The 25198-nt window shown below is 54.3% G+C and carries 23 protein-coding genes; 13 read left to right on the forward strand and 10 right to left on the reverse strand.

The window, feature by feature from the left end:
- Window positions 1–56: 56 nt before the first annotated feature.
- From DL239_RS08815 to DL239_RS08825, 3 genes are all read right to left on the reverse strand, one after another.
- Complete coding sequence (locus DL239_RS08815; RefSeq protein WP_167683653.1) at window positions 57–857, reverse strand: helix-turn-helix domain-containing protein; 801 nt, start codon at window positions 855–857, stop codon at window positions 57–59.
- A 106-nt stretch (window positions 858–963) separates the two neighbouring features.
- Window positions 964–3192, reverse strand: coding sequence for a xanthine dehydrogenase family protein molybdopterin-binding subunit (locus DL239_RS08820; RefSeq protein ID WP_167683655.1), 2229 nt, complete (start codon window positions 3190–3192; stop codon window positions 964–966).
- A gap of 2 nt (window positions 3193–3194) precedes the next feature.
- Complete coding sequence (locus DL239_RS08825) at window positions 3195–3659, reverse strand: (2Fe-2S)-binding protein (protein ID WP_167683656.1); 465 nt, start codon at window positions 3657–3659, stop codon at window positions 3195–3197.
- A gap of 264 nt (window positions 3660–3923) precedes the next feature.
- On the opposite strand from DL239_RS08825, the gene htpG reads away from it, so the two are divergent.
- A complete protein-coding gene (htpG, locus tag DL239_RS08830) occupies window positions 3924–5789 on the forward strand; it encodes a molecular chaperone HtpG (RefSeq protein ID WP_167683657.1) in 1866 nt (621 codons plus the stop codon).
- A gap of 82 nt (window positions 5790–5871) precedes the next feature.
- Here the strand turns inward: htpG and DL239_RS08835 are convergent, their stop codons facing one another.
- Window positions 5872–6048: a hypothetical protein gene (locus DL239_RS08835; protein ID WP_167683654.1), complete on the reverse strand. Its 177-nt coding sequence runs from the start codon at window positions 6046–6048 to the stop codon at window positions 5872–5874.
- Between the two features lie 179 nt (window positions 6049–6227).
- The gene (locus DL239_RS08840) at window positions 6228–7121 is read right to left on the reverse strand and encodes a LysR family transcriptional regulator (RefSeq protein WP_240931816.1); all 894 of its coding nucleotides are present in this window, start codon (window positions 7119–7121) and stop codon (window positions 6228–6230) included.
- Between the two features lie 62 nt (window positions 7122–7183).
- Between DL239_RS08840 and DL239_RS08845 the strand changes: the two genes are divergently transcribed.
- The 7 genes from DL239_RS08845 to DL239_RS08875 all read left to right on the forward strand — a co-directional run bounded on the left by DL239_RS08845 (window position 7184) and on the right by DL239_RS08875 (window position 15429).
- Window positions 7184–7495 (forward strand): DUF1127 domain-containing protein, encoded by a 312-nt coding sequence (locus DL239_RS08845; RefSeq protein WP_240931817.1) that lies wholly within the window; start codon window positions 7184–7186, stop codon window positions 7493–7495.
- A 622-nt stretch (window positions 7496–8117) separates the two neighbouring features.
- Window positions 8118–9248, forward strand: a complete 1131-nt coding sequence (locus DL239_RS08850; protein WP_158981766.1) for a LacI family DNA-binding transcriptional regulator — start codon at window positions 8118–8120, stop codon at window positions 9246–9248.
- A gap of 23 nt (window positions 9249–9271) precedes the next feature.
- A complete protein-coding gene (locus DL239_RS08855; RefSeq protein WP_206188403.1) occupies window positions 9272–10624 on the forward strand; it encodes an ABC transporter substrate-binding protein in 1353 nt (450 codons plus the stop codon).
- Window positions 10625–10683: 59 nt separating this feature from the next.
- Window positions 10684–11919: a carbohydrate ABC transporter permease gene (locus tag DL239_RS08860; RefSeq protein WP_158981765.1), complete on the forward strand. Its 1236-nt coding sequence runs from the start codon at window positions 10684–10686 to the stop codon at window positions 11917–11919.
- Complete coding sequence (locus DL239_RS08865) at window positions 11919–13127, forward strand: carbohydrate ABC transporter permease (protein ID WP_158981764.1); 1209 nt, start codon at window positions 11919–11921, stop codon at window positions 13125–13127. The genes DL239_RS08860 and DL239_RS08865 overlap by 1 nt, the downstream gene beginning before the upstream one ends.
- A gap of 5 nt (window positions 13128–13132) precedes the next feature.
- Window positions 13133–14377 (forward strand): MGH1-like glycoside hydrolase domain-containing protein, encoded by a 1245-nt coding sequence (locus DL239_RS08870; RefSeq protein ID WP_158981763.1) that lies wholly within the window; start codon window positions 13133–13135, stop codon window positions 14375–14377.
- On the forward strand, window positions 14377–15429 hold the full coding sequence (locus DL239_RS08875) for an ABC transporter ATP-binding protein (RefSeq protein WP_167683658.1): 1053 nt from the start codon (window positions 14377–14379) through the stop codon (window positions 15427–15429). Before DL239_RS08870 ends, DL239_RS08875 begins: the two co-directional genes overlap by 1 nt.
- Before the next feature lie 47 nt (window positions 15430–15476).
- On the opposite strand, the gene urtE is transcribed toward DL239_RS08875, so the two are convergent.
- The 5 genes from urtE to urtA all read right to left on the reverse strand — a co-directional run bounded on the left by urtE (window position 15477) and on the right by urtA (window position 21379).
- Entirely contained in the window at window positions 15477–16172 is a 696-nt protein-coding gene (urtE, locus tag DL239_RS08880; RefSeq protein ID WP_167683659.1) for an urea ABC transporter ATP-binding subunit UrtE, read from the reverse strand.
- A 1-nt stretch (window position 16173) separates the two neighbouring features.
- Entirely contained in the window at window positions 16174–16914 is a 741-nt protein-coding gene (gene urtD, locus DL239_RS08885) for an urea ABC transporter ATP-binding protein UrtD (RefSeq protein WP_167683660.1), read from the reverse strand.
- Window positions 16911–18080, reverse strand: a complete 1170-nt coding sequence (gene urtC / locus DL239_RS08890; protein ID WP_158981759.1) for an urea ABC transporter permease subunit UrtC — start codon at window positions 18078–18080, stop codon at window positions 16911–16913. Before urtC ends, urtD begins: the two co-directional genes overlap by 4 nt.
- A gap of 3 nt (window positions 18081–18083) precedes the next feature.
- Window positions 18084–20039: an urea ABC transporter permease subunit UrtB gene (urtB, locus tag DL239_RS08895; RefSeq protein WP_158981758.1), complete on the reverse strand. Its 1956-nt coding sequence runs from the start codon at window positions 20037–20039 to the stop codon at window positions 18084–18086.
- A 62-nt stretch (window positions 20040–20101) separates the two neighbouring features.
- Window positions 20102–21379 (reverse strand): urea ABC transporter substrate-binding protein, encoded by a 1278-nt coding sequence (gene urtA / locus DL239_RS08900; RefSeq protein ID WP_158981757.1) that lies wholly within the window; start codon window positions 21377–21379, stop codon window positions 20102–20104.
- 346 nt (window positions 21380–21725) lie between these two features.
- Here urtA and DL239_RS08905 point away from each other — a divergent pair, with 346 nt between their 5' ends.
- The 5 genes from DL239_RS08905 to ureC all read left to right on the forward strand — a co-directional run bounded on the left by DL239_RS08905 (window position 21726) and on the right by ureC (window position 25182).
- Complete coding sequence (locus DL239_RS08905) at window positions 21726–22607, forward strand: urease accessory protein UreD (protein WP_158981756.1); 882 nt, start codon at window positions 21726–21728, stop codon at window positions 22605–22607.
- 1 nt (window position 22608) lies between these two features.
- Window positions 22609–22911 carry an urease subunit gamma gene (locus tag DL239_RS08910; RefSeq protein ID WP_157023918.1) on the forward strand — a complete coding sequence of 101 codons (303 nt, stop codon included), beginning with the start codon at window positions 22609–22611 and terminating at the stop codon, window positions 22909–22911.
- A gap of 10 nt (window positions 22912–22921) precedes the next feature.
- Complete coding sequence (locus DL239_RS08915; protein ID WP_167683661.1) at window positions 22922–23092, forward strand: hypothetical protein; 171 nt, start codon at window positions 22922–22924, stop codon at window positions 23090–23092.
- Entirely contained in the window at window positions 23089–23394 is a 306-nt protein-coding gene (locus tag DL239_RS08920; protein ID WP_157023919.1) for an urease subunit beta, read from the forward strand. The genes DL239_RS08915 and DL239_RS08920 overlap by 4 nt, the downstream gene beginning before the upstream one ends.
- Before the next feature lie 78 nt (window positions 23395–23472).
- The gene (ureC, locus tag DL239_RS08925) at window positions 23473–25182 is read left to right on the forward strand and encodes an urease subunit alpha (protein WP_167683662.1); all 1710 of its coding nucleotides are present in this window, start codon (window positions 23473–23475) and stop codon (window positions 25180–25182) included.
- Window positions 25183–25198: the final 16 nt, after the last annotated feature.

A 25198-nucleotide genomic window follows, 5' to 3' on the forward strand; every position in this document is an offset into this window, starting at 1 on the left:
GGTCTTGTAAGTCGTCGGTGTCCACCTGCTCATGAACCCCAACTATCACGCTGGATTCATACAGTGAATCCCATTAACCGATTTGTGCAACAAAGCCGTACCAACTGAGAAAAACTAAGCCCTGCCTGAGCCAATCTACGTTGCAGTGTCCGTGTTGACAGGCCTAACGCACTGGCCAGTTCGTAGGTTTTCCACTGCCGAGCAATATCAAGCATCATCAGATCCGTTATTGTCTCTAATAGTATTGCCAAAGAGAGATCTTCGACGGGAGGTAAATCCACTTGCGGCGGGCTGTTCTCTGGCGGGTTAATGGCTTGGGAGATAGAATGCGCCTGCCATCCGATGGTCCAGCTGCTGGTCAAAAGCTCTCTCGGGTCTTCGGGCAGACAGAACGCGCATTGTTGGCGAATGCGGACTGATCCGCCCAATTGCGAGGCCATATCACACCAGAGATTGCGGCAGCCAATGCCCTCTAGAAGACCAATAATCAGGCCGCAGATCAGTAAATTTTCTGGCGTTGTCGGGGCGGTGTCACTTGTTGCACGCCGTCTGAAACGTGCGCTATTCTCCGTGACGAGATCTATTTCCATTCGATTGCTCGAGTGAGCAAACACCTCGAACCGACGCCATTTGTCAAATAAGACAGCTGGAGTTTCAGAGCAAAGCGCACTGCGCCAAACCGGGTCATAGGTGACCTGATTAATCTCCTGCCCAATAGAAAGCAGTGCCTTGGGCCCGCATTCACGCGCAACCATCTGGAGCATGTCACGTTTGGCTCCCGCCGGGGCCTGCGCTTGGCGCAATGCGTCGATGCCATCCGTAGACACAGACAGCAGCCCCGGATTGTGTTTTTGCATATAGACAGCAATCAGCTCAATCAGGCTTGCTTTGGCAAATTCACGGATCGAAAATTCTCCACAGCTATTTGGTATCCTTGTGCCATCATGATTTAAACAGATAGGCCTAGCCTGTCTCCGCAAAAATATCCTCGTATCTTATCGGTAGGCGGCGGCAGCGATGCCCGGTTGCTGCAAACACAGCGTTTGCAATAGCCGCAGGCACCGGGGGAAGCGCAGATTCACCAACTGGAGCTGGCGGTGTACCCGGAGGGGCAAGTAACGCCACATGGACCTCTGGGGAGGACCCATGTCGGAGTGGTTCGTATGAATGGAAGTTGTCTTGCTCCACCCGACCTTCTGCAAACGTAATCTGTTCGTTCAACGTCATACTGCAGCCCCAAGTGACATTTCCCATTATCTGGCTTTCGACCTGATGGGGATTAAGCACCAATCCGCAATCCTGTGCGCACCACACCTTGGTTACCCTCAAAGTTTTAGCTGCATGGTCGATCGTTAGGTCCGCGACAACAGCGACGGCGGTTTCATCCTTATAGACCGCACAAGCCAACCCACGCCCAGTGTCTTCAATTCTAGCTTGCCCCCAGTTCGAGATGTCGCCGACCTTGCGCACTACTTCGGCCAGACGGGCGCTGCTTGCAGGTAGGTTTTTCAACCGAAACTGCAATGGGTCGATGCCAGACTTGAAGGCCAGCTCATCCATCATAGACTCGATTGCAAAGGCATTTGGAGCGGCGCCAAGGCCACGCCAAGCATTGATAGGAACCGGAGTGCGAATGGCTGAGTGGCGTATGCGCTTGTTTGCCATCTCATATGGGGGGCGGATCCCGCGTGTTGTGCCTTGATCAGGGGTTGCCAGATCAATTGCCTTACCAATCAAACCGGGCGCCAAGCCGGTAAGAATGGAAGACGATACAACATCATGGTCCCAATGGGTTATGAAACCGTCCTCACTGACACCCGCATCGATGAAGTGCGAAAATCCGGGCTGAAAGTAGTTGTTTTGAAACTCGGCCGCGCGGTCCCACTGTACCCGGACCGGCAGGTTGAATTTTGCAGACAAGCGCGCCGCAGCTTCGGAAGCCTGACACATCACCCGTCCACCAAAACCGCCGCCAATACGATGGGTATGTACCACGACGTCCTCTGCCTCGCGGTCGAGGATTTTCGCCACTCTTTTCTGCACAAAAAACGGATCTTGGGTCCCACACCAAACTTCGACCTTGTCCGCTCTAACCCAGGCTAGGCCGGAGCGTGGTTCTATTGCTGCATGGGCTGCAAACGGCGTATCATAGCGTCCCGAAGAGCGATGCAGTGCAGATTGTTGCCCGACCTCAAGGTCACCGGATTGGTCCAACGTATGGGTGAAATCATCTTCTGCCCGCAGCCTCTCTACATCAAGAAGGGCGTCAATCTGTTCCTGACCCAAATCAGGACCGGTCTGCCATTCGACATCTAAGACCTCCAGAGCCTCGGAAAGGATAAACGGTGTGCTGGCGACCACCCCGACAAAGCCAGCAGCCTCGTCGATTTCCACTCCAAGGACGCCCGGTATTGCCGTCGCTCCGGTGCTGTTAGCCGCCACAAACCGCGCGCCAAAACTGGGCGGCTGTACAACTGCGCCAAATGCCATGTCAGGTAAGGATATGTCCCGTGCGTAGGCCATCTGACCTGTGACAATTGCGGTCAGATCATGGTGCAACCAGCTTTGCCCGATCGTTTGGTGATCCGTTGTTGGCCGAAGGGCGTAGCGCTTCAACTTATCATTTTCTATCAGCCGGTTGTCAGCAATGATAAAGTCCGCAGCGGGCACCAAGGCCGCGTACCCAATCGTCGTACCGTCTGGTAACTTAAAACCCGAGCGCCCGTCCAAAATCTGTTCCGTACTCAGGCCAGTTTTCTCTGCAGCCACGGCCCTTAGGGCCTCACGCAGTTGCGCCGCAGCCCATGATACAGGATCAAAGAAATTAGCAATGCTCTGGCTGCCAACAGTCATCTGAAACGGCGGTGTCTGGTTCGTGTCGGGTAATATGCATTCAATGTCAGTCTGCTCAATATTCAGCTCTTCGGCCACGACCTGTGTTAACCCCAAAGCAGCGCCTTGCCCCATTTCCATTCGGGGGCAATAAAACCGGACACGCCCGTCGACCAATATTTGAATCCATGTCAGTCCATCCTTGTCGTTAGGGGCACCAAAGGTTGGCAAGGCAGGTATCTTGTCGCGCACCACAGGAACCGCGCCAAAACTAGCCACCGTTATCCCAGCGGCTACCCAGCCGGTCTTTTTCAAGAAACGTCGGCGGCTGATGGACTTCATTTTTGTCGAAGACTCCATGATCAAGCCTCCTGCGCAACGCGGGTAATGGCCTGCCGAATGCGGTCATAGGTGCCACAGCGGCAGAGGTTGCCGTTCATTTCTTCACGGATCTCTGCTGCTGTCGGGGCTGGATTACGGTGTAGCAGGGCTGATGCAGTCATGATCTGTCCCGCCTGGCAATAGCCACATTGGGGCACACCTTCTGCGATCCAGGCCTGCTGAACCGGATGCAAACCTTCGCCAGAGCTGGTTTGGTCCAGACCTTCGATGGTTGTGACCTCTACGCCGATAACATCCGAAACGTAGGTTTGGCAGGATCGCGCTGCGACACCATCAAGATGCACGGTGCAAGCGCCACACAGCCCAATTCCACATCCAAACTTGGTGCCTGTCAGCATGACAAAATCACGAAGGAAATCGAGCAATGTCACATTTTGTAAATCGTCGGGCACCGCAATCATATCGCCATTGATAACTATTTCCATGAGTGGTTCCCCTTTTGGGGGTTGTGTTAAAGGCAACACCGGGGTGCCGATATGATAATCACGCCAAAAGCAAAGAGGGCGGTACAGCGTAAATCGTCAGATATCCCCTTCCAGATTTCGGATTTTGATTTTCGTGATCTTTAGTTTGTCGGCGCCGGTGCGTGTTGAAGGATGTCGAAATCCTGAGGTTGAAACACCCGTATCTCTTCCCTAAATTGCGCAGGAATTCGACCACATTCCGCAAGAAATCCAGGGGCTGCATCTGTGACTGATACCGGCGTTAAAGAGACATTTTCCTTTCAAACTGAGGTGGGTCAGTTACTCGATATTGTCGCCGGATCTCTTTATTCGAACCGCGAGATCTTCCTAAGAGAGCTGGTGTCAAACGCGTCTGATGCTTGTGATAAGCTGCGCTATGAGGCGCTTACAGATCCCACACTCACCGGCGGATCTGATCAATTTTCTGTTTCTCTTGAGATCGATGAGAAAGCCAAAACCCTGTCCGTTTCGGACAATGGGATTGGGATGAACCACGATGACTTGCTTGAAACGCTTGGGACCATCGCGAAGTCAGGGACTGGGGCGTTTCTCAACGCCTTGAAGGATGGCGAAAAGGGCGAAATGGGGCTTATTGGCCACTTTGGGGTTGGCTTCTATTCCGCATTCATGGTTGCCGACAAAGTTGATGTTTTGACGCGAAAAGCAGGCGAAGACACAAGCTGGCAGTGGTCATCGGATGGCAAAGGCGAATTTACCATTGAGCCCGGTGATAGGGTCGCATGCGGTACAACTGTGGTGCTACACCTGAAGAAGGACGCGAAAGAGTTCCTCGAAGAGGTCCGCGTTCGCCATATTATCAAGACCTATTCTGATCACATTAGCTTTCCGGTGACGCTGGGTGGCGAAGCTCTAAATTCGGCCTCTGCCATTTGGACCCGTGCCCCAAAGGATGTGACCGAAGAGCAGCACACAGAGTTCTACCATCATACTTCGCATGCCTTTGATAAGCCTTGGCTTACTCTGCATAGCCATGTCGAAGGCGCGGTGAGCCACACGAGCCTTCTGTATGTGCCCACGACCGCCCCAATGGATCTGTACGATGCTGAACGCAAAAGCCATGTGAAGCTTTATGTGAATCGGGTGTTTATCTCGGAAAACACCAAGGATCTTGTGCCTGCAAATCTGAGGTTCCTTCGGGGTGTCGTCGACTCACAAGACCTCTCGCTGAATGTATCCCGCGAGATGCTTCAATCGGACCCGACGCTGGCGAAGATCAAAACAGCTCTCAGCAAGAAAGTGATCGGAGCACTTAAGAAGAAAGCCAATAAGGCCCCGGAAGAATATGCGAACTTTTGGGGGAATTTCGGCGCGGTCGTAAAGGAAGGCTTGATCGAAGATCCGGCCTTGCGGGATCGGTTGCTTGAAATTTGTCGTTTCTCTTCAACTCACAATGAAGAGCTGACCAGCCTTGCGGACTACGTTGGACGCTGCAAAGAGGGCCAGGACGCGATTTACTATATTGCAGGTGATGATGCGAAAAAAATATCGCAGTCACCGCACTTGGAGGGTTTTAAAGCCAAAGGCGTGGAAGTCCTGTTGTTGGCAGACCATGTCGATGAGTTCTGGCTTCAACACATCACTGAATTTGAAGGCAAGACGTTCAAGTCTGTTACTCGCGGGGCAACTGATCTGGACAAAATCAGTAGTGATGCAGATGCAGCTGATGACAAGGATGATGCAGAGACACCTGAACTTGATAATCTTATTGCAGCGGTAAAGCTGGAACTTGGAGATTTGGTCAAAGATGTGCGCCCGTCCAAGCGGTTAACCGATAGCCCGGTGTGCTTGATCGCAGACGATGGCGACATGGACGTCAATCTGGAACGGCTGCTGAAGCAACATGGCCAGTTGATGGAAGGCATGCCGCGGGTTCTGGAACTAAACCCAGACCACAGAGTTGTGAAAAAGTTGGCCGAACGTGCAAAAGGCGACGCGGTTGCGTCAGATACGTTGCTACAAGATGCGGCGCATTTGTTGCTGGATCAGGCTCGGATCTCCGACGGCGAGGCACCTTCTGATCCTGCGGAATTCGTTCGCCGCCTTAGCGCAGTTATGGACAGCGCATTGTAGTGCCCCCCTTGGCGTGAACTAAATGAAGCCTACTAGCCATGTCCTGCTTGGCGGTCTGGATGGCTGGCAGAACGCTACTGCCTCAGTTGCAGATTTCTGCATGAGGACTTATGGGCCTAAGCTTCCCAGCTTCGGTCAGCATCCATGGTTGCCCAAACAAATCAGATTTTTCTGAGGAATAGTGCTTGCGGGTCGCCCGTTTGATATCTTTGACGATCTTCTCGCTAGGGCTTTTGCGTATTCCTGTTGTCTTTCTCATCGTCCACTCCTCAGTGGTTACGATGAGCCAAGAACTCTATCTTATCAAATACCGCTATTTGAACCCATAAGCGCTGACGTCAGACATGCTCAAATGGCGCGACCAGCCATTCATCATTCAGGCGCGAAAAATTCCAAATTCCGGCGATCCAGGGATAAGGAGTAGCTTTGTTGAGGGCATTAATGACTATGAAACCGATCTGCCAAAAAATCCACGAACACCCGTATTTTAGGGGCAAGGTTGCGTTTGTTGGCGAAAATTACAGCAATATCCGCGTTTGTTTGGGTGTATTCAGGTATGAGCCTGACGAGATCACCTGCGGCAATTCTTTCAGCCACCAAATAGTTGGACAATCGCGCGATTCCCAAGCCAGCCAGCGCAGCTTTGTATACAGCGTCGGCGCTGTTACCCACAAAGTTACCAGTCGCATCAACCGTGTGGCTGACACCGCCCAACTTGGCATGCCAAGCATTCCTGCCAATAACATTAGACATGCGTAGACAATTGAATTTCGACAAGTCGCTAAAGGATTTTGGGCTGCCATGACGTTCGATGAATCCCGGTGATGCACACAGAATACGTTCGTTCTTCATGATTTTCTTCGCAATGACATTTGGGTTGGTCAGTTGCTCCGCAAAGTTTATAGCAACATCAAAGCCCTCTTCTTCAAGGTCAACCTGCCGGTCGGTCAGCTCCAACGACACCGTTATTTCGCGGTAAAGATCCAGAAAATCCGGCAAAACACTGATCAGTTGGGACTTGCCAAAAACCACGCTTGAAGCAACACGGATCGTGCCCATAGGCCGACTATTGAACGCGGAGAAATGATCCTCAGCCTCCAGAAACCTATCGGCCATTGATCGGCACTTTTCATAATACTCTCGGCCATCCTCTGTCACGGACACACCAGCTTTTGTGCGATGTAAAAGCCGACGTCCGACACGGTCCTCTAAATGTCCGATCTGTTTGCTCACAGCAGATGGCGTTTGTCCGCTCGCTCTGGACGCCGCCGAAATGCTTCCCATTTCAACGACTTTCACAAAAACCAACATCTGTGCGGATGCATCCATCATGCGTCGTACCCTTTCCTGCTTGGCACCCCCCCTATGCAAATTTACCGGATTGGAGACGGGGTATGTTTGCGCTACCTCTGCACTGCAGCATAAATACTGCAATGCAGCGACAAAAAGGAAAACGCATGATGCCAATGGCAATTTCTAGTAACAATGCACATTTGCAAGCCGTTCTGGATGATCTCCGCTCAGGCTTTAAGCGCTTTCTGCTTGTAGCTCAGCAGGCAAACGAACGACGACGCATTTACCGAGCTACCGTTTGGGAACTCAACAACCTCACCAACCGAGACTTGGCCGACCTTGGGATTTCCCGATCGCACATTCGCCAACTTGCGCTTGAGGCATCACAAAAAGGTCGGGCAAATGAAGTATAGAGAAAGCAGCTACGTTAGTTCGGCACCCTATCTGTTAATACAGGACGTATTTTCCGAACTATGGACATCACTCGGAAAGGGGGCATCCAATGTGCGTAAAACTGTGGCGCAGTGCATGCTCAGGCTAAAAATTGCTAGAATGCAGGCCGCGTTGAGCCGCCTCACAGATGAACAACTAAAACAAATAGACCTAAAGAGAAGTGACATCGGGCAACGTGCAGCATACCTGATTACGTATGAGTACGACGGACTATGAAACCAGGATCAGACACAATACGGAGCTGATTCTCTCCGAAATCGACGCCCGTCTATAAGAGCGGGATCGAGAGGTGCCAGGCCTCTCTCCTCCCAGAGTTTACCTGACATCTACCTTGACGGTTCTTCCTCCCAGAAGCCGTCATCGCTTGGGGCTGGCACCTTCTCCTCCTCCCGAGGGTGCCAGCCTCACTTTAGACCTAAGTGGCAGCAACAGATCTGTGTTTGCAAAATGGATACCATGAGGCGTCAGAAAAATCAGGCCGCAACGGTTCAAGAAACGTTGGTGAAGCCTCTGTGGCGTTGCGGAATGAAAAAAAGATAGTCGCCCATTGCCGAAACCGGTTTCGGAACAAATCATCGCCGTATGAACACGAATCGAATCACTTTGGTCAAAGGCCAGGTTTCTTCTTCTCCAAAGATTGGGGGGAGGGTCACAATCAATGACCTGGCAAGCCACCTGTGTATGTCGAAAAGCACAGTGTCGCGTGCCCTGAACGGCTATTCAGATATTTCTGAATCAACCCGCAAGCGTGTTGAGCGAACTGCGCAGAAATTGGGGTATCGGCCACTCAGTCACGCCCAGGCCATTCGTACAGGTCGGGTTCGGGCCATAGCGCTGGTTCTTCAAAATGACGAACCGGACAAGCACAATCCCTTCCTGCAAGAGTTCCTTGCCGGAGCCTGCGAAGCGGCCAGTGACTTTGGCTGGACGGTGACCATTTCAACAGCCAAATCTGATCAAGATATGGACACTGTGCTGACCCGGCTTATCGAAGAACGCAAAGCCGATGGTTTCATTCTGCCACGGACCAAGGTCACGGATCCCCGTGTCCGGTTACTGCGCCGGCTTGGTGTGCCCTACATCATGTTTGGGCGCACGGATCATGGACAGAAAAAGATCGAAAAAGACGCCTCTTGGTTCGATATCTCCGGCGAAACAGCTATGCAGAACGCCGTTGTACGACTGGTTAGCTTAGGACATCAACGCATCGGCTACGTCGGCAGCGATCCTGAATTCAACTACAGCCACTTGCGCCGCGAAGGTTTTACCCAAGGTTTGCACGCCACCAAACTTCAACCAGATCCAGATCTGTTAAGAGAGGGCGCCAGAACGCGCGACGAAGGGACTACCGAAACCCGTGTGTTGTTGCAATTGGACCAACCGCCAACCGCAATTGTCTATGCAACCGATATGGCAGCATTGGGTGCTTACAAGGCCATAACTGAATTGGGCCTGACCGTCGGCAAAGACGTTTCCGTGATCGGTTACGACGGGGTGCCTGAAAGCCAGTATGTGCGTCCAGCGTTGACGACATATGACGTTGACACCCGAATGGCCGGGGAACGTCTGGCAAGTTTGCTGGTCCGTCAGATCCGAGGGGAACCGGCTGACCAGTTGCGCGAATTGCAAGAGGCTCAGCTGGTCGAACGGGACTCCGATGGCCCGCCAGCGCTCAGCTCGACCGAACTAGCCGAGAAAATACAAAAACAGTGATCCATTTTAGGGGAGGACTAAACATGATACGTCACTACACAGCTAAGCTAATGCTTGGCACATCCTTGGCACTGGCCTTGTCGGCCATGTCAGTACAGGCGGATAGCATCCGGTTCTGGACAACAGAAGAACAGCCCGAGCGGCTGGCCAAACAGCAAGAAATGGCTGACCTCTTCAAAACAGAAACCGGCACGTCGGTCGAAGTCATCCCAGTAACCGAAAGCGACCTGGGAACCCGCGCCACAGCCGCCTACGCTGCTGGCGACCTGCCCGATGTGATCTACCACACTCTGCAGTATGCTCTCCCCTGGGCCGAAGCTGGCATTCTGGACACCGAAGCCGCCAGCGAAGTGATTGCTGATCTGGGCACCGACACATTTGCACCGGGGGCCATTGCCATGGCTGCGTTCAAAGGTGAAACAGCCTCTGTTCCGGTCGATGGCTGGACCCAAATGGTTGTCTACCGCAAAGATCTGTTTGAACAGCACGGCCTGGCCGCTCCGGATTCCTTTGCCAATGTGCAGGCCGCACTGGCCAAGTTGCACAACCCACCAGAACTCTACGGTTTTGTTGCCGCAACCAAGGTGGACGAAAACTTCATGAGCCAGGTTTTGGAACATGTGTTCCTGGCCAACGGTGTCAGTCCGGTTGATGAAAACGGCTTGAACGCACTTGATGAAGCCAGCACCACCGAGGTTCTCGACTTTTACAAGGCCATCGCCAAAGCCTCGCCTCCAGGTGAACTCTACTGGAAGCAGTCACGCGAATTGTATTTCTCGGGTCAGGCCGCGATGATCATTTGGTCTCCGTTTATTCTAGACGAACTGGCTGGCCTTCGTGACAGTGCTCCGCCAACGATCAACGATGATCCCACTTCCGCAGCCCTCGCCGGGAAAACGGGTATCGTGACCAACTTCTCGGGGCCGTCAAACCCGGATGGCGCAGCATGGGGAGATGTTCGTTATTTCGGTATCACATCTGATGCAGACACCGATGCCGCAATGGACTTTGTGAAATTTGCAATGGATGACGGATACACCCAGACATTGTCGATTGCACCCGAGGGCAAGTTCCCGGTTCGACGCGGCACTGCGGACAACCCAACAGCCTTTACCGAAGCCTGGTCAAAACTGCCCGTTGGCGTCGACCGTAAAGCTCCACTGGGCGAGCTGTATGAGCAATCCATGATCGACGAAATCGTCGGCGGCTTGGACGTGGCCAAACGTTGGGGCGTTGCCGAGGGACAGTTGTCACTGGCGTCGAAAATCATCAACAGCCAAGCGATCAACCGGGTCGTACGCCAATACATCGATGACGAAATTGATGCCCCTGCGGCGGTTGCAGCGATGAACGACGAACTGTCTAAAATCAACTAAGCCCTACCTGACATGACAGCGGCAAATCCGCCGCTGTCATACCCCTTCCGAGGTTTTCTATGTCTACGGCACACCCACCATCCGGCTCGGGAGCCTTAGCCAAACGCGAAGCGCGTCTGGCCTGGGCACTGCTGGCACCAACAATGATCAGTATTTCCCTGGTTGTTGTCTTGCCATTGCTGGCGATCATCTGGATCAGTTTCAAACCCTTCACACTGACCGATCTGCGGCCACCTGCGCCAATCGTGCGGGAAAGCCTACGCGGCGAAGGCGACAATTTACGCCTTGAATATCGGGTCCGAAATTCCAGCCAAGAACTTGCTATCACCGGTGTTACCCTCAGCGATACGCTGCCCTTGGGGCTGACGCTGAAAGAAAACCTGCCAGACCACTGTTACCTGACTAATCGCAATCTGTTTTGTGATTTTGGCGACATGAACGGCGGCGATCGCGAAAAATTGCGGCTGCCGGTCCTGGCAACAAGCGATGAGTCCGCGTTGGAGGAGTTGGCCGAAGGCTCCAAACCGGTCATGACTGGGGCGGGTCCAAGTGTGCTGACAAGCTTCGAATTTAGCTCGGAAAACTTCACACGTCTGTTTGACAGTGATGAATTTTGGTCGGTCCTTTGGATCACCCTATTCTACACGGTTTTTGGAACACTTGGTGCATTGGTCATGGGACTTTTTGCTGCGTTGTTGTTGAACAAGAGCTTTCGCGGTCAGGGGTTTATTCGCGGGCTGTATCTGTTCCCCTATGTTGCGCCGGTCATTGCCGTAGCCTTTACATGGGTCACCTTATTTGACCCGTTCTCAGGATCGGCCAATGCATTGCTGCTTCAAATGGGCCTGTCACAATCGCCGATTAATTTCTTTGGTGAACGGCCACTGGCCCTGATCATGGTGACGGTGTTTGAAATCTGGCGCTATTTTCCATTGTCGTTCCTATTCATTTTGGCTCGGATGCAATCCATTGATACCAGCATGTATGAAGCCGCTGACATGGACGGGGCCTCTCCGTTTCAGAAATTCTGGCTACTCAGCATCCCACAGTTGCTGGGCATCCTGTCGGTTCTCTTCTTGCTGCGCTTCATTTGGACCTTCAACAAATTCGACGACATTTTCCTACTGACAGGGGGCAATGCCGGAACACGCACACTGACCGTGAATGTCTATGAACAGGCCTTTGCCATTTCAAACATCGGCGCCGGGGCTGCGGTCGCAGTGGTAATCTTGCTGTGCCTGCTTCTGTTCAGCTTTGTCTTCTTCCGTTTCATCAGCCGTGAGGAGGGTCTGTGATGCGCAATGGCTATGTAACCGGCCCGATCCTGGGCGCGCTATGGCTGGTGGTCATCGCGTCGACCCTAGCTGTGACGATGTCCTTTGCAACTGGCGCCTTGTTCCGCCCACAGGTTCTGTTCAGCTTGATCTGGGGGGCATTGATCGGTTTCTCATATGTTCGCTTCCCGGTCCAAAATGGTTTGATACGTCTGGCGCTCAGTGCAGCGGGAGCCTTGGCTTGCCTGACAGAAGTCGGCCCCGTTCTGATCGGCCCCGAGGTCACCTTGACCTCGCGCCTGATTACGCTGGTAGCCTTTGCAGCAATTCTGCATCTGTCACTACAGGCAATCCTGTTTGATGTGCCTTATGCGACGCTCACGCGGCATGAATTCGAAGCCGCTGTGATCCGGTTTTGCACCGGGTTCGGCTATATCTTCTTCACCGCTATCGTCGTAATCCCTTTCTATGTGATGGTGATGACCAGCCTGAAATCACAACAGGAACTGCTGCAAAACCCACTGGATTTCTCGATCGAACTGAGCCGCGGCTGGGACCTGTTCCGAAGCTATACCGAGCTGTTTTCCGATTTTAATTTTGGCGGCTACCTATGGACGTCGTTTTACATCTCGGTACTGACTGTCTTCATCACCTTGTTGTTCAGCGTGCCCGGCGCCTATGCAGTGGCACGGTTCCGGTTCAGAGGGCAAAAGGCGTTCTCACGCTCTATCCTGCTGATCTACATGGTGCCAATGATCGTATTGGCACTGCCAATCTACATCGCTTTCTCAATGACAGGTTTGCGCAACTCGATCCTCGGTATTGTGATGATCTATCCGGTCACTACTGTGCCTGTGGCGCTGTACATGCTGCAGGGCTATTTCCGAGGCCTGCCAACCGAGGTCGAAGAAGCAGGCCTGATGGATGGATTGTCGCGACTGTCGGTGATCTGGAAGATCACTCTACCGCTGAGCCTGCCCGCGATGGCCTCCGTTTCGCTTTATGTTTTCATGATAGCCTGGAATGAATTTCTGCTGGCCTTCATGCTGTTGGACGATCCCTCAAAGTTCACGCTGACGCGCGGTGTGTCGATGCTCAACTCCTCCGAAATCCCCAGACAACACCTGATGGCAGGGGCAGTGATCGCTACTGTACCAATCATGGCGCTGTTCCTGGGACTTGAACGTTTCATGACCAAAGGCCTGACAGCCGGATCTGTCAAAGGATGACCCAAATGACGACAACACACAGCCTGGGCCAAGCAGCCCGGCAGATCCTGACCCAGAATGACAAGGGCAGCTATACCATCCCGACCAAGGGACTGTACCCCTACCAATGGAACTGGGACAGCGCGATTGCCGCATTGGGCTTTGCCGAGTTCGATATCAATCGCGCTTGGGTCGAACTGGAGACCCTGTTTTCCGGGCAATGGGCAGATGGCATGGTCCCGCACATTCTGTTCCACCAACCCGATTCCGGTTATTTTCCCGGCCCCGATGTTTGGGGCTGTGGTGGGCCGATCCCGTCGTCAGGGATTATTCAGCCCCCGATTGCCGCCAGTATGGCCCGCCGGATTTGGGAAAAGGACACCGTTGCAGGCGCATCACGGATGGTTGTGCTCTACCCCAAGATGCTGGCATGGCATCGCTGGATCATGCAATGGCGACTGGATCGCGGTGCTGTCTGTACCACCCATCCCTGGGAAACTGGCCGCGATAATGCACCCGACTGGGACAACACGATGGCCCGGATGAATGCCTCGGATGTTGGGGAATACACCCGGCGCGACACTGCACACGTAAACAGTGACGACCGACCAACAAAGTTCGATTACGACCGATATATCAAATTGGTTCAACTGGGCCGCAAACTAAACTGGGATCAAGCCGCACTACGTGAACAGAGCCCATTCCGGGTGGCGGATCCAACTATGACCTTCACCACATTGGGGGCAGCAAGGGATCTTTTGGCGATGGGGACCGAACTGGGCTTTGACACGATCGGCCTGGCCGAGGACATTCAAACCCTCGAAGCCGGAGCCGCCACCTTGTGGAACACCGATCTTGGCGCCTTTGACTCTCGTGATGTGTTGAGTGGCGAATGGGCAGAATGCCTGTCCAACGCATCCTATTTATGCTGGTTGGGTGGCATCGAGTCGGACCAAATGATGGACAGGTTGCGCAACACGCTGGAAACCGTCCCATACCCGGTGCCCAGCAATGATCCGGATAGCGACACATTTGACGCGCGCCGGTACTGGCGTGGCCCAACCTGGGCAGTTGTCAACATGCTCATCGGCTTAGGGCTTGAGCAGCAAGGGCATCACGCAGAAGCGGCCGAGCTTGCGCGCAAGACAGGGGCGCTGATCTCTGAACACGGGTTTGCGGAATATTTCGACCCGCTCTCAGGCAGCCCCGCCGGGGGTAAGTCGTTCACCTGGACTGCCGCAGTATGGTTGGCCTGGGTAGGAGGGGAATAATGGGCAGCATCGCACTAAAGTCCGTCGAAAAATGGTTTGGCAATGTTCAGGTGATCAAAGGTATCGACCTGAACATTCAGGACGGCGAGTTTGTGGTCTTTGTTGGTCCATCAGGCTGTGGCAAATCAACCCTGCTACGTATGATTGGTGGGCTGGAAGACACGTCGCGCGGGGCCATAGCGATCAACGGCACTGACGTCACCGACCACCCGCCGTCAAAGCGTGGGTTGACCATGGTATTCCAGTCCTATGCCCTGTACCCACATTTATCCGTTGCTGAAAACATGGGCTTCTCACTCAAGGTTGCAGGTGCCCCCAAATCTGAAATCAAAGAGCGAGTTGAACACGCCGCCCAAGTTCTGAAGCTGACCGACTTTCTGGATCGCCGCCCCAAAGATCTGTCGGGCGGACAGCGACAGCGGGTGGCCATTGGCCGCTCCATCGTACGCGACCCAACCGCGTTTTTGTTTGATGAGCCCCTGTCCAACCTCGACGCCGCCCTACGGGTGGAAATGCGCTATGAAATCGCCAAGCTGCACCAGAAACTAAAGCGCACGATGATCTATGTGACCCATGATCAGGTCGAGGCAATGACTTTGGCGGATCGGATTGTGGTGCTGGAATATGGCCATATCGCACAGGTCGGAACACCGCGGGAACTGTATGAAAGCCCAGCCAACCTGTTTGTGGCGCAATTCATCGGCAGCCCCAAAATGAACATCCTGCCCTGTTCAATCTCGGATGGACAGTATCACCTAACGGTCGGCGGTGGTGCCTCCTACCCATTCACACAGTCGGCCAAGCATGTCGGCATCCGCCCCGAACACATTCAACTGACAACATCCAACACCGGACAGTGTGACGCCCAGGTCGAAGTCATAGAATACCTCGGCGCGGATACATTCTTGATCATGGACTACGGCGGCACCGAAAAACTTACCGTGCGGGTCAGCGGGGATACAGATCTGGAAGTGGGTCAAACAGTGGGCCTGCTCTTCAAACCAGAGCATCTGCACTTTTTTGATGACAACGCGCAAAGAGTAAGCCGCTGAACCCCTAAGTCATGAGGCAAGTATTTGAATTCTGCCTCATGACAATCTCAAACGGAAACTCCGTCCAAAAGCTCTTCCCGGGAAAGCGTTTCCTTCGCCCCTTCAAGTATGACCTCGCCACGTCGCAGCACCACACATTGATCCGCCAACCCGTAGGCAAATTCAAAGAACTGCTCGACTAAAATGATCGCCATCTCGCCCTGGTCGCGCAGCAGTTTGATGACCTCGCCGATTTGCTGGATGATATTGGGCTGAATGCCCTCAGTCGGTTCATCAAGGATTAGCAGCTTGGGCTTGGTAATCAACGCGCGGCCAATGGCCAGTTGCTGTTGCTGGCCACCGGACAGATCGCCGCCGCGACGGTTGATCATGTCGCGCAGAACCGGGAACAGGTCGAAGATGTGATCGGGAATATGGTGCTGGTCCCGCGGCAGACAGGCAAATCCAGTTTCCAGATTCTCGCGCACCGTCAACAGGGGAAAGATGTCCCTGCCCTGCGGCACCGAGGCAATGCCAGCGCGGGCGAGAACATGGGCCGAGTCCATACCCAACTCCTGGCCGTCCAACCACATCTGGCCACCGGATCGTAAATGGGTTCCAGTGATGGCTTTCATAAGGCTGGTTTTACCAACGCCATTGCACCCCATCACACAGGTGACTTCGCCAGCGCGTGCCTCCATCGAGATGTCGTGCAAGATTTGCGAATGCCCATAATGGAGCGTGAGGTCTTTTACTTTCAGCATGTTATCGCCCCAGATAGACGTCAATGACAGCAGAGTTTGAGGTTACATGGTCCAGTGACCCTTCGGCCAGAACTCCACCTTCGTGCAGCACAGTAACCTTGCAGTTCAGGCGACGGACAAATTCCATATCATGTTCCACCACAACAACCGCGCGGGTTTTGGCGGCCTGTACCAGCAATTTAGAGGTATGCTCGCGCTCTTCCGGTGTCATGCCGGCAGCGGGTTCATCCACCAGCAACAGGCGCGGTTCCTGCGCCAGCAACATGCCGATTTCCAACCATTGTTTCTGGCCGTGGCTTAGTTCTCCGGCCAAGCGGTCAAGTTCAGCCAGCAAACCAACCTCTTCGGCCAGAGCATCGACCTGTTCATGGTCCGCCTTGCTGGGCCGAAAGAGCAGAACTGACAGAACACCCCGATCCTTTTTCAATGCCATTAGAAAGTTTTCGCGGACCGTCTGGCCCTCGAACACCGTCGGCTTCTGAAATTTGCGGCCAATTCCCTCTCGCGCAATTTGGGCCTCACTCATCCGCAGCAGCGAAACTGATTTCTCACCCCAGATCACCCGCCCTTCGTCCGGGCGGGTCTTACCAGTGACAATATCCATAAATGTAGTCTTGCCCGCCCCATTGGGACCAATCACCGCGCGCAACTCGGCGTCAGCAATCTGAAACGACAGATTGTTGATGGCCTTAAACCCGTCAAAGCTGACCGAAACACCGGATACCTCAAGAAGTGTGCTCATGCCTTGCCCTCCTTTTTCTTCAGAAGGTCAAACAACCCACCGATGCCCTTGGGCGCAAACAATGTGACCCCAACAAACGACAGGCCCAGCAGCACCAGCCACCAGTCGACCCATCTAATGGTGTAGAACCCCAGCGGAATATCGGGGGCCTGACCACCGGTGAACCAGGTCGAAATCAGGCTGACAAAACCCGCGCCAATAACAGCGCCATACAGCCGCCCCCTGCCCCCGATGGCGACCCAGACTGCCAGATAGATTGATGCGATGGGCACAATTTCAGCCGGATTGATGATACCTGCCTGCGGATAATACAGCGCCCCGGCAATGGCGGCGATGCAGGCCGTCAGGGTAAAGATAGCCAGTTTAAAACCTTCGACCGAATAGCCAAGGAACCGCACGCGGGTTTCATTGTCGCGGATGCCACGCAGGACCGAGCCTAACTTGCCCGACACTATCCATGCGGCCAATGAATACCCCAAACCCAATGCCATGGCAGAGGCGAGAAAGAACCACATCGACACAATGGATTGTGGGGCCTCTACGCCGGGCAAATTCTGCAAACCGGACAAGCCGTTGTTGCCACGCAAGCCGCTGTCGTTCTGGAACAGATACAGCGCCAGTGCCAACGTCATGGCTTGGGTCAGGATCGACAAGTAGACGCCAGTGACCCGGCTGCGAAAGGCAAGCCAGCCAAAGACCAGCGCCAGAATTCCCGGCAGCAAAACAACCAGCAGCAATTGCAGGCCCAAACTGTCGGCAAAGGTCCAGATCAGCGGAAACTCATTGCTGCCAACCACCCCAAAGATCTGACTTCCGATGCTGTCGATCACTTCACTCCCAGTTGGCGGAATCTGACCTTGCATCAATGCCTCGGTCACGATCAGCCGGGTGCGTTCATACATTAGCCACATGCCGATCATGTAGCCGCCCAGCCCAAAGAAGGCGAAATGCCCAAGGCTAAGAATTCCGGCAAACCCCCAGACCAGATCCATGGCGACCGCAATCAGACACAGGCAGAGCGTTTTACCCAACGTCTTGATAAAGCTGGTAGAAATCACCCCGATGCCAAACCCCTCGGACAGGATAGTCACGATGATGGTAAAACTCGCCAGTGCCAGCAAGAAAACAAGCACCGATGGGTTCTTTGCGATAAAGGATGTCCGCATAGGTTAATCTCCTGCCGCACGACCCTTGAGCGCGATAATGCCCCGGGGTCTGAACTGGATGAAAATGATGATGAAGATGATCATGTAGGTCTGCGCGGCCAGAGTGTTGGACGGGTTGCCCCACTCGATGCCTTTTTGCAGAAAGCCGATCATTGTGGCCCCGGCCAGCGCACCCCAAATGTTGCCAACGCCGCCGACAACCACAGTCATGAAACTTTGCACAATGTAGTCATTGCCCATTTCCGAAGTGACCTTGGCGAACAGCCCAATGGCAACACCTGCGACCCCCGCAATGCCCGAGCCCAGTCCAAAGGTCAGCATATTGACGCGCTCGGGGTTGATGCCCATCGACGCAGCCATCCGTGGGTTCTGAGTGACCGTGCGGGTTTCCAGTCCCAACCGGGTGCGTTTAATGATAAACAGGAACACGCCCAGAAAAATCAACGCGAGGATGAAGATCGCAATGCGAATAAAACTGATCGACACCACGTCGTTCATAACCCAGGCCCCATCCAGCCAACCCGGCGCTGTCAGTGGTCGCGCCTGCGTGCCAAAAATGTTCTTGGCCAGCTGTTGCAGTGCGATTGAGATGCCAAATGTGGCCAACAGCGTTTCCAGTGGGCGGTTGTACAGGTAGCGGATCACCAATCGCTCCATCACGACACCGGCGGCAAAGGTCACCGCAAAAGCCAGCGGCAGCGCCACAAGGATGGAAACCGTATGGTTTGGAATGACTTGCTGTACCACGTAGCCGGTATAGGCTCCCATCATGATGAACTCGCCGTGAGCCATGTTGATCACGCCCATCACACCAAAGGTGATGGCCAAACCGATGGCAGCGAGGAAGTAGATTGATGCCAGAGAGATCGCATCAAGCGTCAGATCCAGCGTCTGGTTCATACCGACATTCAAGTCTATTTTGGACAAGGCCGCCTGCGCAGCATCGGTCACTACGACGGAAGTCTCCGCGAAGGTTTCATAAAACGTATAGCCCAGCAGTTTTTTGGCGATGTCTTCTTCACCAATAAAGGCGGGCACCAATGACTGTTCCGCCAACCGGTCATAGGCCTGCCGACGGATTTCAGGATCGGACAGTTGCGCAACCGAAATTTTGGCAACCTGACCGCCGTCGATATGCGCTACCAGCGCCGCGCGGATGTCTTCGGTTGAGGTGGCAGGCGGTGCAAGTTTTCTGGCAACCAAGAGGTCATAGGCCGCAGGCATGCTCAGATCTTCGCTGCCGGGTTTGATGACGCGCGCGATGTTTTCATCTGTCGGCAAGTCACCAGAAGTGATGTTCATAGAGGTGACCACCAGTGGATTGAGCGTTGCCCGCACATCCACGCCAAGATCACCTTCGAAGGATTGGATCGCTGCGACACGGGTGGCCGTATCGGGATCGAAGGAAATGGTCAGCAGACGTTCCAGTCGGGATTTGTGCGCCTTAAGGTCGGCGTCCTGCTCATTATCAATCGAGAGCCGTAGCGGGGCCAAATGCTCGGCAGTAGGGGCGCGTTCCATCGCCTGAAGGGCCTCAGCCCGTTTGGCGGGATCTGGGTCGGACAGTTGGAACAGAACCAGGGCAGTGGCGATCAAAGCACGCACCCCGCTGTTGGGTTTCAACTGTTTCAGATCTTTCTTGGTGAATTCACCAACGCTTTCGCCGCTGTCGGGGTCGGTCAGTTTATACTGCCGCTTGGCTACTTCGGTGCCAAAGAAAAACAACCCATCGGAGCGACGCTGCCAGACCTGTTTGTTGCCCCAGGCCTCTAGAAAGCCCTGCGCTTGTGACAGGTTGCTGGCTGCGATCTCCTCAATGACTGGTCCAATCGTCTTGCGCGACGATTTTTCAACCAGATTTTTATTCTGTTGCAGGATCTCCTGCAACGTCAGGTCCAGGGCAAGCCCTGCCTGGCCCCAGCACATCAGTGCCAGGCAAGCAATTAGTATTCGTATCATGGTAATTTGTCCGCCCAGCAAGGGACGAGAGCCAACAGGCTCTCGTCATATCTATCCGAACTTTAGTAGTTCGACAGCGTCTGAACGCACGTCTGTGTTGTGGTGTTGTACATACCGCAACCCAGGTCTTTCCAATCAGATTTCAGAACCGAAGATTCCGGCAAGAAATCAGTCCAAGCATCGCCTGCAACCTCATCTGTCTGGCTGATGATGTCGAACTGGCCATCGTCTTGAATTTCGCCAATCAGAACCGGCTTGGACAGGTGGTGGTTTGGCAACATCACCGCAGTACCACCGGTTAGGTTGCCGAATTCCTGACCGTACATCGCGGTACGGACAGCATCCACATCCGTGGTGTCAGCAGCCGTAGCGGCGTTCACCCACATGTTGAAGCCGATATAGTGTGCTTCCATCGGGTCATTGGTCACACGTTCTTCGCCCATGGTTTCTTTCCATTTGGCGACAAAGGCTTCGTTGACCTCGGTGTCTGCCGACTGGAAGTAATTCCAGGCTGCCAGGTGCCCAACGAGGTTGGAAGTATCCAGACCAGACAGTTCTTCTTCACCAACAGAGAAGGCAACAACAGGGATATCGTCAGCCGAGATGCCAGCTGCTGCCAGTTCTTTGTAGAAGCCGATGTTTGCGTCGCCATTGATGGTTGAGATCACGCCGACTTTTTTGCCGTCGGCCCCCAGTGCTACAACGTCTGCAACAATTTTAGACCAGTCCGAATGACCAAAGGGTGTGTAGTTGACAAAGATGTCGCCGTCGGAAACGCCTTTTCCCTGCAGATAGGCCTCAAGAATGTTGTTGGTTGTGCGGGGATAGACATAGTCCGTACCCAGCAGTGCAAACTTTTCTACGCCCAATTCTTCGAGGAAGTAATCGGTGGCTGGGATCGCCTGTTGGTTTGGCGCGGCACCAGTGTAAAAGACGTTCTTCGAGCTTTCTTCGCCTTCGTACTGAACTGGGTAGAACAGCAGGCCGTTCAGCTCTTCAATCACCGGTAGAACCGATTTACGGGACACAGAAGTCCAGTTGCCAAAGATCACGTCAACATCATGTACAGAGATCAGTTCGCGCGCTTTTTCAGCAAACAGCGGCCAGTCCGACGCGGGGTCAACCACAACAGCTTCCAGTTGCTTGCCCAGCAAGCCACCTTTGGCATTTTGCTCGTCGATCAGCATTAACATGGTGTCTTTCAAGGTGGTTTCTGAAATGGCCATGGTGCCGGACAGCGAATGTAGAACGCCAACTTTGATTGTGCCACCGGCAATTGACGCACCAGTCATGACGCTCAAAGCCAGTACGCTAGCCGCGGTTTTCTTTAGAAAGGTCATCGTATCTCTCCAGACAGAGCGCGCAGGAGTACTTGCCTTTTACAGACGGCACTACTACGTCGACCCTGCAACGTTTGTTGCAAATCGTGTGGCGGCCGCATCGAGGTCCAATTCGTTTGGTCGTCACACACCTATTTTCACTGACATCACAAAGATGATTGCGCTCTCAGTGGCACCAGAGGTTCTGCTTGACCGGATGATTGGCAACTGCGGCACCCCTTAATTTCTGGGCAAAAATTACAAATGATCAATTTCTAGGCGAATAATTGCAGGTGCGCCCAATTATTACCCACCCGCCTTTTGTGCCCCGGCTTACACTGCCGGTTTTCTAGTTATCGCTACCTTGATGTGCTCCATATTCTGTCGAGAACAGGGTATCGAGGAAACCGACATCACCATTCGCCAGGACATAAACACTGCAACATCAGAGGCTGCGCAACCCCGTGCCATTGGGGCTGTGCGGGTTGTCGGGCGTTTCAAAAGCGGCAAATCTTGCCTGGCAAATCTGCGCCAGTCTGGTGCGCTTAAACTACTGTTCCCAAGCAGGGCTTCCGGCCTTGAGGCCGTGATGATCAATACTGCGGGTGGTATAACCGGCGGTGACCGTTTCTCCATTTCGGCAGAGGCTGTAGGCAACTGTCACATGACACTGACCACCCAAGCCGCAGAACGGATATATCGCGCGCAACCAGGACAGACTGGTGGGATGGACACCCGCCTGCGTGTTGGCACCGGTGCGCGCCTGAACTGGATGCCGCAAGAAACCATTCTGTATAATCATTGTTCCTTCCAACGCCATCTCACCGCAAACTTGGCCAAAGATGCCACCTTGCTGGTGGTCGAACCGCTGGTATTTGGCCGAATTGCCATGGGCGAAGTGCTAAATGACGCACGGTTCAATGATTGTATCGACATACGTCGCAATGGACAGCGTCTCTATTACGATTCGGTTCGGCTGCACGGGGACATCACAGCCAAACTGTCCCGCCCCGCCGTGGCCAATGGCGCAAATGCCATGGCCAACCTGATATTCACTGCTCCGGATGCAGGGCGTCACCTGACGTTCTTACGTGACGCCCTGCCTGACACCGGAGGTGTGTCGCTGATTGGCGATGACCTGCTGGTGTTACGTCTGCTCGCCAAAGACAGCTTTGTCCTACGCAAGTCCCTTTTACCCGTTCTTGACCGGCTCACTGACAACGGTCTGCCGCTGTGCTGGAGACTCTGATATGAACCTGACCCCCCGCGAGAAAGACAAACTGCTGATTGCCATGGCCGCCGAGGTCGCGCGCAAGCGGTTGGCCCGTGGCGTCAAACTGAACTACCCCGAGGCGATTGCTCTGATCACCGACGCCGTTGTCGAAGGCGCCCGGGATGGCCGATCCGTTGCCGACATGATGGAAGCCGGAGCCGAGATCATCTCGGTTGAACACTGCATGGACGGCATTTCGGAGATGATCCCCGAAGTGCAGGTCGAGGCCACATTCCCGGACGGCACCAAACTTGTCACCGTTCACAACCCCATTCGATAAGGACATCCCGATGAAAACTCTGATATTTCTACCGTTGATCGCTTTTGCCTCCCCTGCCCTGGCCCACAGTGGCGCCCATATCCACCCGCATGAAGCCAGCAGCTGGTTGCCGGTTGTGCTGGGCCTGACCGCCATCGCTGGCGCCACAGCGCTAGCCTATGCGCGCAGCAGCCGCAAATGATCCCCGGAGAGTTGTTTCCAGCCGCGGGCGATATGGTACTGAACGACGGAACCAAGGCGGTGACGCTGATGGTTGCCAATACCGGCGATCGTCCGGTGCAGGTTGGCAGCCATTACCATTTTGCCGAAAGCAACCCGGCACTTGAGTTCGACCGGACCGTGGCACATGGCCTGCGGCTCGACATTGCCGCCGGAACAGCGGTGCGGTTCGAGCCGGGACAACGGCGCGAGGTGAACCTGATCCCTATTTCCGGGGACCGGCGGATCTATGGGTTCAATCAAAAAGTGATGGGGAACCTGTAACTTACCGTCATTATCAGCCGAACCATCCTCAAAAAATCCGCAAGACACCACCGTATCCGACGCATTGGAGGCCACAAGATGCCAGCCACAATCAAACGCTCCAACTATGCTGCAATGTATGGCCCCACTACGGGCGACCGTCTGCGTCTGGCCGATACCGATCTGATTATCGAGGTCGAGAGCGATCTGACCACCTATGGCGAAGAAGTCAAATTCGGTGGTGGCAAAGTGATCCGCGACGGAATGGGCCAATCACAAGTCACTCGCGCTGATGGGGCGGTGGATACGGTCATCACCAACGCGCTGATTATTGATCACTCAGGTATCTTCAAGGCTGATGTGGGTCTGAAGAACGGGCGCATTGCCAAACTGGGTAAAGCTGGCAACCCCGACACCCAACCCGGCGTAGATATCATCATCGGGCCGGGCACTGAGGTCATCGCCGGCGAAGGCAAGATCCTAACGGCGGGTGGGTTCGACAGCCATATCCATTTCATCTGCCCCCAACAAATCGAAGACGCGCTGCATTCGGGACTGACCACCATGCTGGGCGGCGGCACCGGCCCGGCGCATGGCACCTTGGCCACCACCTGCACCCCCGGCCCCTGGCATATCGGGCGCATGTTGCAGTCGGCCGATGCCTTTCCAATGAACCTGGCTTTTGCCGGTAAGGGCAACGCCAGCCTGCCCTTTGCTCTGGAAGAACAGGTGAAAGGCGGCGCTTGTGCGCTGAAACTGCACGAGGACTGGGGCACCACCCCTGCGACCATCGATTGTTGCCTTGGTGTCGCCGACGCCATGGACGTTCAGGTGATGATCCACACAGACACACTGAATGAGTCCGGCTTTGTCGAACACACTGTCAACGCCATGAAGGGCCGCACTATTCACGCCTTCCACACCGAAGGTGCCGGCGGCGGTCACGCGCCGGACATTATCAAGATCTGTGGCGAAGAGCATGTTCTGCCCTCCTCCACCAATCCAACGCGGCCCTTTACGGTCAACACACTAGAAGAGCATCTGGATATGCTGATGGTCTGTCACCATCTGGACAAATCCATCCCCGAAGATGTCGCCTTTGCCGAAAGCCGCATCCGCCGCGAGACCATTGCCGCCGAGGATATTCTGCACGACATGGGCGCTTTCTCAATCATAGCATCCGACAGCCAGGCCATGGGCCGCGTCGGCGAGGTGCTGATCCGAACTTGGCAGACCGCCGACAAGATGAAAAAACAGCGCGGGCGTCTGGCCGAAGAGACCGGCGAAAACGATAACTTTCGGGTGCGGCGCTACATTGCCAAATACACCATTAACCCTGCCATTGCCCACGGCATTAGTCATGAAATCGGCAGCATAACCGAAGGCAAGCGCGCCGATCTGGTGTTGTGGGACCCGGCGTTTTTTGGGGTGAAACCCGAGATGGTTCTGATGTCGGGCAGCATTGTCTGCGCCCAGATGGGCGACCCAAATGCCTCGATCCCAACACCGCAACCTGTCTACACCCGCCCGATGTTTGGCGCCTACGGCCGCTCTCTGGAAAACAGTGCCGTCACCTTCGTATCCGAGGCCGCTCAGGCGGACGGTATTGGTGAAAAACTGGGTCTGGCCAAGCAAACCGTGGCGGTGCGCAACACCCGCAACATCGGCAAGTCGGACCTGATCCTAAACAATGCTACGCCCGAAATGGACGTGAACCCCGAAACCTATGAAGTGCGCGCCGACGGTGAGCTTTTGACCTGCCAACCAGCTGAGGTCCTACCGATGGCCCAACGCTACTTCCTGTTTTAAGAGGTAAAATATGCAA

It is taken from the genome of Parasedimentitalea denitrificans (genome assembly GCF_011813015.1).
GTDB classification, from domain to species: domain Bacteria; phylum Pseudomonadota; class Alphaproteobacteria; order Rhodobacterales; family Rhodobacteraceae; genus Parasedimentitalea; species Parasedimentitalea denitrificans.